The following is a 12,852-nucleotide window of genomic DNA, read 5'->3' as shown; positions in this document are numbered from 1 at the left end:
GGTTAGTGGGCGAAGATCGACCCGCCCTCCTTGCCCGCCAGCTTGCTCGGCTTGATCAGGAACCGCGCCAGCGCCGGCAGCAGCCACAGGGCACCGAACATGTTCCACAGCAGCATGAAGGTCAGCATCAGGCCCATGTCGGCCTGGAACTTGATGGCCGAGAAGATCCAGGTGCACACGCCGATGGCCAGGCACAGGCCAGTGAACAACACCGCCTTGCCGGTGGAGCGCAGGGTTTCGTAGTAGGCCTCCTGCAATGGCAGGCCGGCGCGCAGGAAGCTCTCCAGGCGGCTGTAGATGTAGATGCCGTAGTCCACGCCAATGCCCACGCCCAGCGCCACCACCGGCAGCGTGGCGACCTTCACGCCGATGCCCATGAACGCCATCAGCGCGTTGCCCAGCACCGAGGTCAGCACCAGCGGCAGGACGATGCACAACGTGGCGGCGAAGGAGCGGAAAGTGATCATGCACATCACCGCCACGCAGATGTAGACGAGGATGAGAATGGTCAGCTCGGCCGACTTGATCACTTCGTTGGTGGCCGCCTCGATCCCGGCATTACCGGCCGCCAGGAGGAACTGCAGGCCGTCCTTGTTGTGGCTGTCGGCGAAGGCCTTGGCCGCGGCGGTGACCCGCTCCAGGGTCTCGGCCTTGTGGTCGTTGAGGAACACCAGCACCGGCGCCAGCGAGCAATCGGCGTTGTACAGACCATCGGCACGGGCGATGGAGTTGTTGAGGATGTCCGGGTTGCGCGACAGGGTTTCCCACTTCAGGCTGCCCTCGTTCATGCCCTTGATGACCTGCTTGGAAACGGTCACCAGGGAGATGGTCGACTGCACGCCCGGGGTGTTGTCCATGGTCCACATCAGCTCGTCGATCGGCGCCATGGTCGAGTGGATCGAGCACTGCTCGGCCGGGGTCTTGACCATGATCACCAGCACGTCGGAACTGGTGGAGTAGTTGCTGATGATGAAGCTGTTGTCCTGGTTGTAGCGCGAGTCCGGACGCAGCTCCGGGGCGCCCTGGTCGAGGTCGCCGATCTTCAGGTTCTGGCTGTACCAGAGGCCGCCGGCGAAGGCCAGCAGCGCCAGCACCACGGACACCGGCGCTACCTTGGGGCTGGCGAAGTTGGACAGCAGGCGCCAGAACGGATGCTCGCGGGTCGCGTCCTTCTTGCTGCGGGCGATGGCCTTCTGGCTGATGCCGACGTAGCTGATCGCCACCGGCAGCAGGATCAGGTTGGTGAAGACGATCACCGCCACGCCGATCGAAGCGCCGATGGCCAGCTCGCGAATCACGCCGATGTCGATGATCAGCAGGGTGATGAAGCCCACGGCATCGGCGAGGATGGCGATCATCCCCGGCAGGAACAGCTGGCGGAAGGTGCGCCGGGCCGCGGTCAGGGCATTCTCGGCATCACTGGACTGCAAGGCGATACCGTTGATCTTCTGCACCCCGTGGGAGATGCCGATGGCGAAGATCAGGAACGGCACCAGCATCGAATAGGGATCGAGGCCGAAGCCCACAGCGTGCATCAACCCCAGCTGCCAGACCACCGCCACCAGCGTGGTGATCAGCACGGCGATGGTGCTGCGGATGCACCAGGTGAACCAGTACAGCAGTGCCCAGGTGATCACCAGCGCGACACCGAAGAACATCGCCACCATCACCAGGCCGTCGATCAGGTCACCGACCTTCTTGGCGAAGCCGATGATGTGGATCTTCACGTTGGGGTTCTGCGCCTGGAACTTGTCGCGGATCTTCTCTTCCAGCTGGTGGGAGAACTGCTGGTAGTCGAGCTTGACCTGCCGCCCCGGATCCTGCGGGTCGGGGTAGCTTTCCAGCAGCGGCACATCGACGATGCTGGACTTGAAGTTGTTGGCCACCAGGCGTCCGACCTGGCCGGACTTGAGCACGTTGTCGCGCAGCGCGTCGAGGCTGTCCTGCGAGCCGTTGTAGGTGTTGGGGATCACCTCGCCACCAGAGAAGCCTTCCTCGGTCACCTCGCTCCAGCGCACGCTGGGGCTCCACAGCGACTTCAGGCCGGCGCGGTCGACGCCGGGGATGTAGAACACCTCGTCATGGATCTGCCGCAGCGTCTCCATGTAGTCCTTGTCGAAGATATCGCCCTTGGTCGCCTCCACCGAGATACGCACGGTGTTGCCGAGGTTGGCCAGGTCGTTGCGGTGCTCGAGCATCTGTTCGATGAACGGGTGCTCGAGCGGGATCATCTTCTCGAAGCTGGTGGACGGCCGGATCTGCGTGGCCTGCCAGAACAGGAAGATACTCACCAGCACGCAGATGGCGATGACAATGGGGCGGTTGTTGAAGATCAGGCGTTCCAGCAGGGTGGCCTTGTCCTTGTGCTGCATGTCGAAGCTCTCCCGGCTGGTCATGGACGCGCCTCCTGGGTACCGTCGGCCGAGGCCAGGTGCACGCCCCCTTGCCCGACCAGCAGCAGGCCGCCACCGCCCAGGCCACTGACGCCGGCCAGGGCGATGCGGTCGGCGCGGTTGCGCACGCTGAAGGTCTGCCCGTCGTCGACGCTGCGCAATACGCTGCCGCCATTGCCGACCAGCACCAGGCTGCCGTCATCGAGAAGCGTAGCGCTTGCCAGGCCGAATTCGAGCGGGCCACGTTCGGCCTTGAGCTCGATCGCTTGCCAGCTATCGCCGAAATCGGTGGAGCGGAACAGGTTGCCGCGCAGGCCGAAGGCCAGCAGCGTGTTGGCCTGGGCGGTGCCGATCACGCCGAACAGCGAGCCCTCATAGGGGCCATCGACCTTCGACCAGCTCTGGCCGTTGTCGCTGGAGCGGAACATGCTGCCCTGCTCGCCGACGATGAACAGCCCGGCGCCCTTGACCGTGGCGATGGCATTGAGGTGGAGCTGGTCGGGGTTGTCCAGGCGCTCGGCGACGTCCTGCCAATGCTGGCCGCCATCGGTGGTTTCCAGCAGCGCGCCATAGGCGCCGATGGCAAAGCCGTGCTGCGCATCGAGGAAGCGTACATCGAGCAGCGGAGCTTCGCGGGAGAGGTCTTCGAACTGCTTGCTCCAGGTCGCGCCGCCGTCGCTGCTGGCGAGGATCTGCGCGTCGTGGCCGACGGCCCAGCCGCGCTTGTCGTCGAGGAAGAACACGGCGGTGAGCAGTTGCCGGGTGGGGACCCGGGCCTGGGTCCAGGTCTTGCCCTGGTCGTCGGAGAACAGGATATGGCCGCGGTCACCAACCACCACCAGGCGCTGGCCTGCGTGAGTGGCGCCGATCAACAGGCCCTGGCTGGCCTGGTCCGACTCCACCGAGTATTGCTCGGCAGCCACCGCCGCCAGGACATTGCCCGTCCCGATGCCCAAAGCCAGCGCCAGCATTGTGCTGGCGGCCAGGCTGTAGCGTGCCCTTGCCCGCTGTCTCATGACTGCCCCCTGTTGTGTTCTTGTGCTGGGTCAATCTATTGCCAGGTACTGCGAAAACCTTGTTCCAGAGCCCTGGAATAGCTTCGGGCCATGCTAAGGGGATTGTCGGACAGAAAACAACGAGCGGGACGTTATGTTTTGTTAAGCGCCAGAAGCATCGCGGGGCAAGCCCGCTCCCACGCCAGTTGAGGACGGCGTGGGAGCGGGCTTGCCCCGCGATTGGTGTCGAACAGGCTTACGCCAGGCTCTTGCTCACCACCTCATACACATCGCTGGACAGCGCCCCGGACGCGAGAATCCGCTCCAGCTCGCCCTTCATCAGCGCCTGGCGCTGGTCGTCATACTTGCGCCAGCGGGTCAGCGGTGCGAGCTGACGCGAGGCGATCTGCGGGTTCAGCGCATTCAGCTCGATCACCAGGTCCGCCAGGAAGCGGTAGCCCGAACCGTCGCCAGCGTGGAAGTTGACCAGGTTCTGCCCGGCGAAGGCACCGACCAGCGCCCGCACCTTGTTCGGGTTCTTCAGGGTGAAGGCCGGGTGCTCCATCAACGCCTGGACCCGCGCCAGGCCGCCCGGCAGGGTGCTGGCCGCCTGTACGCTGAACCACTGGTCCATGACCAGCGGGTTGTCCTTGAAGTGCTCGGCGAATGCCTCCAGTGCCTTGGCCCGCTCGGCCTCGAACGGCGAGTTGACCAGCACCGCCAGGGCGGTGAGGCGCTCGGTCATGTTGTCGCAATGCTCGAACTGCTCCAGGGTCGCCTCGAGTACCTGCGCCCGGCCGGTCAGCATCAGGTACGACAGCGCGATGTTCTGCAGGCTGCGGCGGGCGAAATGCTCGGCCGAAGCCACATACGCGGTCTTGCGCGAAACCTCGCGATTGGCCTGGTAGCGCGCCCACAGGGCGTCGAACAGCTGCTCGGCGATCTGCTGGCGGGCGAACTCGCGGGCAGCATGGATCGCATCGACATCGGCCACCGGGCTGATCTCAGTGAGGTACGCCTCGCCCGGCAGCGAAAGCATCTCGGCGACCATGGCCGGGTCCAGCGACGCATTGCCGAGCACGGTGCCCAGGGCGGTGATCAGGCGCTGGTCGAGCTTGAGCGCTTCGCCACGCTGGTGCTGGCCGATCAGTTCCTGCAACACCTGCACCGACAGCTGCTGGCCCGCTTCCCAGCGGTTGAAGCCGTCGCTGTCGTGCTGCATGAGGAACATCAGCTGGTCGCGGTCGTACGGGAAGCTCAGCTTGACCGGCGCGCTGAAGCCGCGCAGCAGCGACGGCAGCGGCTTGGCCTTGATCCCCTCGAAGGTGAAGGTCTGCTCGGCCTCGGTCACCGACAGCACGCGGCTGCCGCCGACAGCCTGCGCTTCGCCGACCAGGCGCAGTGGCAGGTCATTGCCCTCGGCGTCCAGCAGCCCCAGTGCCACCGGGATCACGAATGGCAGTTTCTCGACCTTGTCAGGGGTCGCTGGGCAGCTCTGGCGGAAGGTCAGGCTGTAGGTCTGCGCGGTGGCATCATAGGCCTCGCTGACCTCCAGGCGCGGCGTGCCGGCTTGGCTGTACCAGCGCTTGAACTGGGTCAGGTCGACGCCGTTGGCGTCCTCCATGGCCTTGATGAAGTCGTCGGTGGTCACCGCCTGGCCATCGTGACGCTCGAAGTACAGGTCGCTGCCCTTGCGGAAGCCCTCGGCGCCCAGCAGGGTGTGGACCATGCCCACGACTTCCGCGCCCTTCTCGTACACGGTCAGGGTGTAGAAGTTGGAGATCTCGATGAAGCTGTCCGGGCGCACCGGGTGGGCCATGGGACCGGCGTCCTCGGCGAACTGGTGGGTGCGCAGGTAGGCGACATCCTCGATGCGCTTGACCGTGCGCGAGTTCATGTCGGCACTGAATTCGGCGTCGCGATATACCGTGAAGCCTTCCTTGAGCGACAGCTGGAACCAGTCGCGGCAGGTCACGCGGTTGCCCGACCAGTTGTGGAAGTACTCATGGGCGACCACGCCCTCGACCCGCTGATGGGCAGCATCGGTGGCGGTCTCGGCGCGGGCCAGCACGCAACTGGAGTTGAAGATGTTCAGGCCCTTGTTTTCCATCGCGCCCATGTTGAAGTCGTTGACCGCGACGATCATGAAGATGTCCAGGTCGTACTCGCGGCCATAGACTTCCTCGTCCCAGCGCATGGACTTCTTCAGGCTGACCATGGCGTGGTCGCACTTGTCGAGGTTTTCCGGCTCGACATAGATACGCAGCGCCACATCACGGCCAGACTGACGGGTAAATGTGTCCTCGACACACCATAGGTCACCCGCCACCAAAGCGAACAGGTAGGCCGGCTTCTTGAAGGGATCTTCCCAGGTCGCCCAATGGCGGCCGTCTTCCTGCGGGCCGCTGCCGACCGGGTTGCCGTTGGACAACAGCACCGGATAGCGATGCTGCTCGGCGATCACCGTGGTGGTGAAGGTGCTCATCACGTCCGGGCGGTCGAGGTAGTAGGTGATCTTGCGGAAGCCCTCGGCCTCGCACTGGGTGCAGAACATCTTGCCGGACTTGTACAGGCCTTCCAGCGCAGTGTTGCTCTCCGGGTGGATCTTCACGCTGGTGTCGAGGGTGAAGTGCTCGGCTTTGGGCTGCACGGTCAGGCTGTCGTCGCCGAGCTGGTAGTCAGCCGCGTGCAGCTCGACATCGTCCAGCGACGCCCGCAGCAGCTCCAGCTGCTGGCCATCGAGCACCAGCGGCGGCAGGCCGGCGCCACGCTCGGGGTTGCGGCGCATGACCAGCTGCGCGTGGACCAGGGTATGGTCCTCGAACAGCTCGAAGGTCAGGTGGGTCTCGTCGATCAGGTACTCGGGGGCCTGATAATCCTTGAGGTAGATCACTTGCGGTTGTTCGGTACGCATGGTGACGATCCTTTACTGGAGCACGGCCAGTTGATAGGCCGTGTACTTGCGAATGTTGATCACGCCGGTGTCGAAGATCAGGTATTGGCCCTTGATGCCCAGCAGCGTGCCTTCCACGACCGGGTCCTTGTCGAGGTTGAAGCTGACGATCTTTTTCGGATAGGCCTCGACCGGGTACTTCATCTGCACCACTTCGGCGTCCGGCAGCGGCTGGATCGCCTGCAGGCCGAAGCGCTCCTGCAAGCCACGGATGCCCTCGGCGCAGGCGTCGAAGATCTGCTCACGGATCGCCGGCAGGTCGAGCACCTCGGCATCGCCCTTGAGCAGCGCGCGCCAGTTGGTGCGGTCGGGCACCTGGCTGCGCAGCACGTCCTCGACCAGGCCCGACTGCTGACGGGTGGCCACGCGCATGATCGGCAGCGCCTGGCTGGCGCCCTGGTCGAGCCAGCGGGTGGGCAGTTGGGTGGCGCGGGTGATGCCGACCTTGATGCCCGACGAATTGGCCAGGTACACCACGTGGTCGGTCATGCAGAACTGCTCGCCCCACGACGGCTCGCGGCAGGTGCCGGCGTCGTAGTGGCATTTTTCCGGAGCCATGATGCAGACGTCGCACTGGGCCAGCTTGGTCATGCATGGGTAGCAGTAGCCCTGGCTGAAGCTGGTCTTGGTGCGCTTGCCGCAGTGGCTGCAGTGGATCGCACCGAGGTACTCCAGACGGATCGACTGGCCGATCAGCGGGTTGACCGGCACCTCGGCCTGGTCCAGGCGGAAGCTGTATTGAACGACCGGCGCGTCGAGGCGCACCGCCATCTTGCTCAAAGAGCCACGAGCGAGTTCGATCAATGTACCGAGTCCGACTTGAACAGGATGTTGGCGATCGGCGCGGACTTCGAGGCGCATTCCTGCGGCCCCATGTAGCCAGTGCGCTGCTCTTCGGGGAGGTTTTTCATCTCCCAGGCGATCACCGCCTGCAGCGACAGTTCTTTCTGTTCGGCGGTCAGCTTGCGGCCGTCGGACCATTTGCCGATCTCCACGGCCGTCTTCAGGCTTTCGTAGATCTCGGGGGTGATGTTTTCGATCATTTGCGCGAACGTGGACATGGTGTCTCCTCAGTCAGGCGGACAGTCTACGCCTGGCAAGCCATCCGCCCAAGAGGCCGGTCAGGCATCCGATGAGCAACCCGCCGACATGCGCAGCGTTGGCGATCTGGCCGAAGCCCAGTTGGCCGACCACGCCGCTCAGGCAGATCACCAGCCAGATCAGCATCATCACCAGCACGCCCTTGGGCAGGTTGAACTGTGGATTGGGCGCCAGCCACTGGTACAGCCAGACATGCCCGAGCAAGCCGTAGAGCACCCCGGACAGGCCGCCGAACAGGCTCGGGCCGCTGGTGAAATGCTGGGCCAGGTTGGACACCAGGCTGAACAGCAGGGTCAGCCCCAGCAGCAGCCAGGGGCCCTGGCGCAACTCGACACGCTTGCCCAATTCCCAGTACCACAGGCCGTTCATCGCCAGGTGCAGCACGCCGAAGTGCAGCAGCATCGGCGAGACCAGGCGCCACCACTGGCCTTCGGCCAGGGACTGGAGCAACGAGGTGAAGTAGACGTAATCCCCCTGCACCTGGAACGGCAGGAAGGTGAACCAGGCGATGGTCGCGAGGTTGTCGCCCAGGCCGGTGACCCCGGCGACCACCAGGCACAGCAGCAGGACAGCGGTGGTCACCTTGCAGGCCAGGGCCTGCTCCTTCAGCGACGGTGGCGTTGGCGCATCCGCCGGCAAGCCAGCTGCCACAGGGGCCGGGATGGCTTGCAGGTCGGCATTGCCGTCGGGAAAGCGCTGGTACAGCTGGCGCACGTCCTCGGCCATGGCGGGCGGCGCCCACAGCACCTGCTCCCCGCCCTCCTCCACCACCCGGTGCGGCACCTGCAAGCGGCGCAGCAGGGCGACGAAACCGCTGAGGTCGACCGCCAGCGGCAGACGCAACACCTCGATCACGTTCATTGGCTGGCCTGCGGGCGTTCGACATCGACCCAGACGAACTTGTGCGGATCGATACGGGTTTCGTCATCCAGCCGATAGGCGGCCAGCTTGCCGTAGAGCACGGCGCTGTAGTCCAGGCAGGCGAGGTTGGCGCGGATCGGCGCCGGGCGGCCACTGCGCCAGTAATGGCCGACGAACAGCAACGGCTCATCCTCGGCATAGCGCAACAGGGCGTTCTTCTGGCTGTGGCTCAGCGGTGTGCGAGCCACTTCGTCGGGCAGCGCGTCGGGTTGGAACACGATGTCACCGTAGGTCTGTGGGTCTTCCTCCCAGAACTTGGTGCGGAAGAACGCGCGGGTCAGGCCGTCGCCACCGGTCAGCGTGAGGCCGTCCGGCAGGCGCATGTCGGTGCCGCGCAGCAGGCGATTGCATACCGTGGCGGCATAACTGCCGGACACCGCCGAGGCCTGCACGAAGTGCTCGTCGATGCGCCCGTCGGGGTATTGCCTGCGCAGCGGTTCGATCAGCTGGCGGTCCCAGCAGGCATGCACCAGACGGAAACGCCCGGCGTCGAGGAACAGCGGCAGCTGGTAGAACCACTGGATGAAGTCATGCCAGTCACCTGGGTGCTGGGCGAACTGGGTGAGGGTTTCGTCGATCAGGCGAGCATGCCGTGGCGTATGTTCGCGCACATAGGCCTTGCCGCTGCCGGGCAGCGCCGGGGTGACCCAGCCCAGGGCGTTGTATTCATGGTTGCCCATGATACACAAGGCCTGGCCGGCCTCGACCATGTCGTGGACGATGTGCAGCGCCTCGCGGATGCGTGGGCCGCGATCGACGATGTCGCCGAGAAACAGCGCCTGGCGCCGTGGGTGGCGCCAGACCCCGCCCACCCGCTTGTAGCCGAGCGCATCGAGCAAGCGCTCGAGGGTCAGCGCACAGCCGTGCACGTCACCGATGATGTCGAAACTGCGCGCCGGATCGAACATCAGTCGTCCCTGCCTCCCAGGCGGCTGCCCCAGCCGAGCTTGGTGCGGCAGACCTCGTAGTAATTGTGGTCCAGCGGATGGATCAGACGCAGCTTCTGCGGCTTCTTGCTCACCGTGATGGTGTCGCCGGGGGCGCAGGTGAAGTGGTTCTGCCCATCACAAGAGACCTGCGGGTAGATCTGCAGGTCCTTGGACACGACGATCTTCAGCTCGCTGTTGCCGTCCACCACGATCGGTCGCCCGGACAGGGTGTGCGGGTACATCGGCACGATGACGATGGCATCGAGCTTGGGGTGCATGATCGGGCCGCCGGCGGACAAGGCGTAAGCGGTCGAGCCGGTCGGGGTGGCGACGATCAGGCCGTCGGCCTTCTGGCTGCAGACGAACTGGCCGTCGATGTAGATCTCGAACTCGATCATTCGCGTCGACTTGCCCGGGTGCAGCACCACGTCGTTGAGCGCGTCGCCCTGGCCGATGGCCTCGTGATGACGGCGCACCTCGGCCTGCAGCAGGAAGCGGTTCTCCACCAGGTAGTGGCCGTCGAGCACCTCGGCGACCTTCTCCTCCAGCTCATCGGGGCGGATATCGGTGAGAAAGCCCAGGTTGCCGCGGTTGATGCCCAGCACCGGGATGTTGTGCCGGGCCAGGGCGCGGGCGGCGCCGAGCAGGCTGCCGTCGCCGCCGACCACGATGACCAGGTCGCAGACCTCGCCCAGCAGCTTGCGCGTGGAGGTCTGCAGGCCGTGGCCGGGCAGCACCTCGGCGATGGTGTCCTCGAGGATCACGTGCAGGTGGCGCTCGAGGAGGAATTTTTTCAGTCGGCGAATGGTGTCGAGCACCTGGGAGCTGCCAAGGCGTCCGATGATACCGATATTGCGAAATTGCTCCATGGTGCTCCTGCAAGGCTCTACGCCGGTGTGACAATGCCGGGATTATGGGCGAAACGACCGGCCAGCGGCAAACCGGCTATGCTCGCAGGATGATGCCCTTCGCCGACCTCCAGCCCCTGCCCCGCCAGTTGCGCCACCCGGCCGTGCGCGACCTGGCCTGGACGCTGCTGTCACCGCCACTGCTGGCGCAGGCCGGCTGTTCCCAGCGCCACCCGCTGCAGGGCAGCGCCTGGGCCGATGATCCGCAGCGCCTGGACCACTGGCTCATGACGCTTGACCAGGAGCCTGCGCCGCTGTTGGGCTGGTTGGCACGCCTGAACAGTCGGCGGCTGGGCCTGTACTACGAAAGCCTGTGGCAGTTCGCCCTGCGCCAGGCGCCGGGCATCGAGCTGCTGGCGGCCAACCTCGCGATCCGCGACGGCGGACACACCCTCGGCGAGCTGGATATCCTGCTGCGCGACCACGAAGGCGACCATCACCTGGAACTGGCCATCAAACTCTACCTCGGCCCCCCTGCCAGCGACGGGCAGGATCCGGCGCACTGGCTCGGCCCCGGCTGCCACGATCGCCTCGGCACCAAGCTGGCGCACCTGGCCGGGCACCAGCTGACGATCTCCGGCCAGCCCCATGGCCGTAGCGCGCTGGACGAGCTGGGCATCGCCGAGGTCGAGGCCCACCTGTGGCTTGGCGGCTATCTGTTCTATCCCTGGCCCGGGCATGCCGAGGCGCCTACCGGCGCTCATCCGGCGCATTTGCGAGGGCGCTGGCTGCATCGGCAAGATTGGGTGGACTACCTCGCGCAATGCCCGCCAGGACGCTGGCAGCCGCTGCCCCGGCATGGGTGGCTCGCGCCAGCGCGGGTGGAAACATCTTGGTCCACGAGCCAGTTCGACGCTTGGTTGACCGGGCTGGATGTGTTCGCCCCCGCACAGCTGCTGGTGCGACTGGAACAGGATAGCGACGGTGCCTGGCAGGAGGTCGAGCGGTTGTTCCTGGTGGCGGACAGCTGGCCGTCCTTGCCCGGACTTTGAGGTAGGCAGGTCCGACCCTTTCGCGGGTAAACCCGCTCTCACAGGACCTCCTCCACATCTGAAGGTGACACAACACCTGTGGGAGCGGGTTTACCCGCGAAGAGGCCCGAGCAGGCAACACAAATTTCATCGATCTGGCGCAAGGATCGATTCCCGACCGCCATTACAGTAGTACCTGAGCGCCAGCAAGAGCGCCCCAATGGACCTGATGACGAGGACCCACCATGGTTTCATCCACTCCCGCGACCCATTACGCGCGCTGGTCGATCGCCCTGCACTGGCTGATGCTGGTGCTGCTGGCCGCCGTCTATGCCTGCATCGAGCTGCGCGGCCTGTTCCCCAAGGGCAGCGCCGAACGCGACCTGATGAAAGACCTGCACTTCATGCTCGGCCTGACGGTGTTCGCGCTGGTCTGGCTGCGCCTGGCCATGCGCCTGTCGCGCCCCACCCCGCCGATCGTGCCCAAGCCACCAGCCTGGCAGACTGGCCTTGCGCACCTGGTACATCTGTTGCTGTACCTGATGATGATCGGCCTGCCGCTGGCCGGCTGGACGATCCTCAGCGCGGCCGACAAGCCGATTCCGTTCTACGGCCTGGAGCTGCCAGCCATCGTCGCGCCCGATCCGGACCTGGCCAAGTTCATCAAGGGCTGGCATGAACGCATCGGCAGCTGGGGCTACTGGCTGATCGGCCTGCACGCGCTGGCCGGGCTCTATCACCACTACGTGCGACGCGACAACACGCTGCTGCGCATGTTGCCTTACAAGTAGCCGCGCCGGCCCTGCAGGCCACCGGTGTGGATGAAGATCAAGCGGGTGCCGGGCGCGAACAGCCCTGCTTCGACCTGATCACGCAACGCCATCAGCGCCTTGCCGGTATACAGGGCTTCGAGGGGCAGGTCGGCCTTGTCCTCGCTCTCGGCGATGAACGTCAGTAGTTCATCGTCCAAACGAGCGAAGCCGCCTCGACTGGCGTCATGCAGCACATAGCCCTGACGCCCGGCCAGGGCCTGGACAGTCTGCGCCACGCCATGGTCAGCGGGCACCGCCAGGGCACCATGGACGGTGTGGGCACCCTGCTCGGCCATCACCAGCCCAGCCAGGGTGGTACCCGTGCCCACCGCCAGCCACCAGGCGTCGTAGCCTGTCCAGCCGAGCGAGGGAAGCTGCGCCCGCGCCTGCTCGACGATCACTCGGCAACCCTCGGCCCCCAGCGGACCACCGCCGCCTTCGGGAATACAATGCCAACCGGGGTAACGCGCCAGCCAGGGTTGCCAGAAGCCAGGCTGATGACGCACGCGGTAGCCACCATAGCCCAGCCAGTGCAAGGTCATGCCCAGGGCTTGCAGGTCGCGCACCGTCGGCGTGTCCTGTGGTTGCCCGCGCATCAGTCCGACGGTGGCGAAGCCGAAACGCCGGCCCGCCGCCGCCAGGGCATGCAAGTGGTTGGAATGGTTGCCACCCAGGCTGATGAGCCCCGGCGCGCCCATGCGCCGCGCCGAGGCCAGGTGCTCGCGCAGCTTGTAGCCCTTGTTGCCGTTGACCAGCGGATCGATCAGGTCCAGACGCAACACCGCGCACGCCACACCCGCCGCGCTCAGCCATGGCAGGCGCAGGTGCTGCAAGGGGGGCATGGCGAGGGAGGCAAAGCCTGCGATCAT

The 12,852-nt window shown here is 65.5% G+C and carries 11 protein-coding genes; 2 read left to right on the top strand and 9 right to left on the bottom strand.

Going from position 1 to position 12,852, the window contains the following annotated elements; all coding sequences use genetic code 11:
- Positions 1 to 2: 2 nt before the first annotated feature.
- The 8 genes from ACYUME_RS08220 to ACYUME_RS08185 all read right to left on the bottom strand — a co-directional run bounded on the left by ACYUME_RS08220 (position 3) and on the right by ACYUME_RS08185 (position 10,161).
- A complete protein-coding gene (locus tag ACYUME_RS08220) occupies positions 3 to 2,396 on the bottom strand; it encodes an efflux RND transporter permease subunit (protein WP_279911606.1) in 2,394 nt (797 codons plus the stop codon).
- Complete coding sequence (locus ACYUME_RS08215) at positions 2,393 to 3,409, bottom strand: WD40/YVTN/BNR-like repeat-containing protein (protein WP_460418530.1); 1,017 nt, start codon at positions 3,407 to 3,409, stop codon at positions 2,393 to 2,395. Before ACYUME_RS08215 ends, ACYUME_RS08220 begins: the two co-directional genes overlap by 4 nt.
- A 235-nt stretch (positions 3,410 to 3,644) precedes the next feature.
- Positions 3,645 to 6,302 (bottom strand): aminopeptidase N, encoded by a 2,658-nt coding sequence (gene pepN, locus ACYUME_RS08210; protein ID WP_460418529.1) that lies wholly within the window; start codon positions 6,300 to 6,302, stop codon positions 3,645 to 3,647.
- A 12-nt stretch (positions 6,303 to 6,314) separates the two neighbouring features.
- Entirely contained in the window at positions 6,315 to 7,145 is an 831-nt protein-coding gene (locus ACYUME_RS08205; RefSeq protein WP_279888630.1) for a DUF2797 domain-containing protein, read from the bottom strand.
- A complete protein-coding gene (locus tag ACYUME_RS08200) occupies positions 7,142 to 7,402 on the bottom strand; it encodes a YeaC family protein (protein ID WP_011532970.1) in 261 nt (86 codons plus the stop codon). The genes ACYUME_RS08205 and ACYUME_RS08200 overlap by 4 nt, the downstream gene beginning before the upstream one ends.
- Positions 7,403 to 7,415: 13 nt before the next feature.
- Entirely contained in the window at positions 7,416 to 8,303 is an 888-nt protein-coding gene (locus tag ACYUME_RS08195) for a rhomboid family intramembrane serine protease (RefSeq protein WP_460418528.1), read from the bottom strand.
- Positions 8,300 to 9,274 (bottom strand): metallophosphoesterase, encoded by a 975-nt coding sequence (locus ACYUME_RS08190; RefSeq protein ID WP_460419309.1) that lies wholly within the window; start codon positions 9,272 to 9,274, stop codon positions 8,300 to 8,302. Before ACYUME_RS08190 ends, ACYUME_RS08195 begins: the two co-directional genes overlap by 4 nt.
- Positions 9,271 to 10,161, bottom strand: coding sequence for an NAD(+) kinase (locus ACYUME_RS08185; RefSeq protein ID WP_023632574.1), 891 nt, complete (start codon positions 10,159 to 10,161; stop codon positions 9,271 to 9,273). The genes ACYUME_RS08190 and ACYUME_RS08185 overlap by 4 nt, the downstream gene beginning before the upstream one ends.
- Before the next feature lie 44 nt (positions 10,162 to 10,205).
- Between ACYUME_RS08185 and ACYUME_RS08180 the strand changes: the two genes are divergently transcribed.
- Together ACYUME_RS08180 and ACYUME_RS08175 are read left to right on the top strand one after the other, a co-directional pair.
- Positions 10,206 to 11,192, top strand: a complete 987-nt coding sequence (locus ACYUME_RS08180) for a DUF1853 family protein (RefSeq protein WP_460418527.1) — start codon at positions 10,206 to 10,208, stop codon at positions 11,190 to 11,192.
- A gap of 224 nt (positions 11,193 to 11,416) precedes the next feature.
- Complete coding sequence (locus tag ACYUME_RS08175) at positions 11,417 to 11,962, top strand: cytochrome b (RefSeq protein WP_279888624.1); 546 nt, start codon at positions 11,417 to 11,419, stop codon at positions 11,960 to 11,962.
- Here ACYUME_RS08175 and ACYUME_RS08170 read toward each other — a convergent pair.
- A complete protein-coding gene (locus ACYUME_RS08170; protein ID WP_460419308.1) occupies positions 11,953 to 12,852 on the bottom strand; it encodes a 1-aminocyclopropane-1-carboxylate deaminase/D-cysteine desulfhydrase in 900 nt (299 codons plus the stop codon). The two genes, ACYUME_RS08175 and ACYUME_RS08170, sit on opposite strands and share 10 nt — an antisense overlap.

It is taken from the genome of Pseudomonas sp. microsymbiont 2 (assembly GCF_054788395.1).
The sequence above is the reverse complement of the archived record's forward strand: the minus strand, read 5'-3'. Positions and strand labels throughout refer to the sequence as shown.

What these genes read in the sequence shown, in the direction of transcription:
- ACYUME_RS08220 (WP_279911606.1), bottom strand. Translation starts at nt 2,396, where the DNA reads ATGACCAGCCGGGAGAGCTTCGACATGCAGCACAAGGACAAGGCCACC.
- ACYUME_RS08215 (WP_460418530.1), bottom strand. Translation starts at nt 3,409, where the DNA reads ATGAGACAGCGGGCAAGGGCACGCTACAGCCTGGCCGCCAGCACAATG.
- pepN (WP_460418529.1), bottom strand. Translation starts at nt 6,302, where the DNA reads ATGCGTACCGAACAACCGCAAGTGATCTACCTCAAGGATTATCAGGCC.
- ACYUME_RS08200 (WP_011532970.1), bottom strand. Translation starts at nt 7,402, where the DNA reads ATGTCCACGTTCGCGCAAATGATCGAAAACATCACCCCCGAGATCTAC.
- ACYUME_RS08195 (WP_460418528.1), bottom strand. Translation starts at nt 8,303, where the DNA reads ATGAACGTGATCGAGGTGTTGCGTCTGCCGCTGGCGGTCGACCTCAGC.
- ACYUME_RS08185 (WP_023632574.1), bottom strand. Translation starts at nt 10,161, where the DNA reads ATGGAGCAATTTCGCAATATCGGTATCATCGGACGCCTTGGCAGCTCC.
- ACYUME_RS08180 (WP_460418527.1), top strand. Translation starts at nt 10,206, where the DNA reads ATGGGCGAAACGACCGGCCAGCGGCAAACCGGCTATGCTCGCAGGATG.
- ACYUME_RS08175 (WP_279888624.1), top strand. Translation starts at nt 11,417, where the DNA reads ATGGTTTCATCCACTCCCGCGACCCATTACGCGCGCTGGTCGATCGCC.
- ACYUME_RS08170 (WP_460419308.1), bottom strand. Translation starts at nt 12,852, where the DNA reads ATGATCGCAGGCTTTGCCTCCCTCGCCATGCCCCCCTTGCAGCACCTG.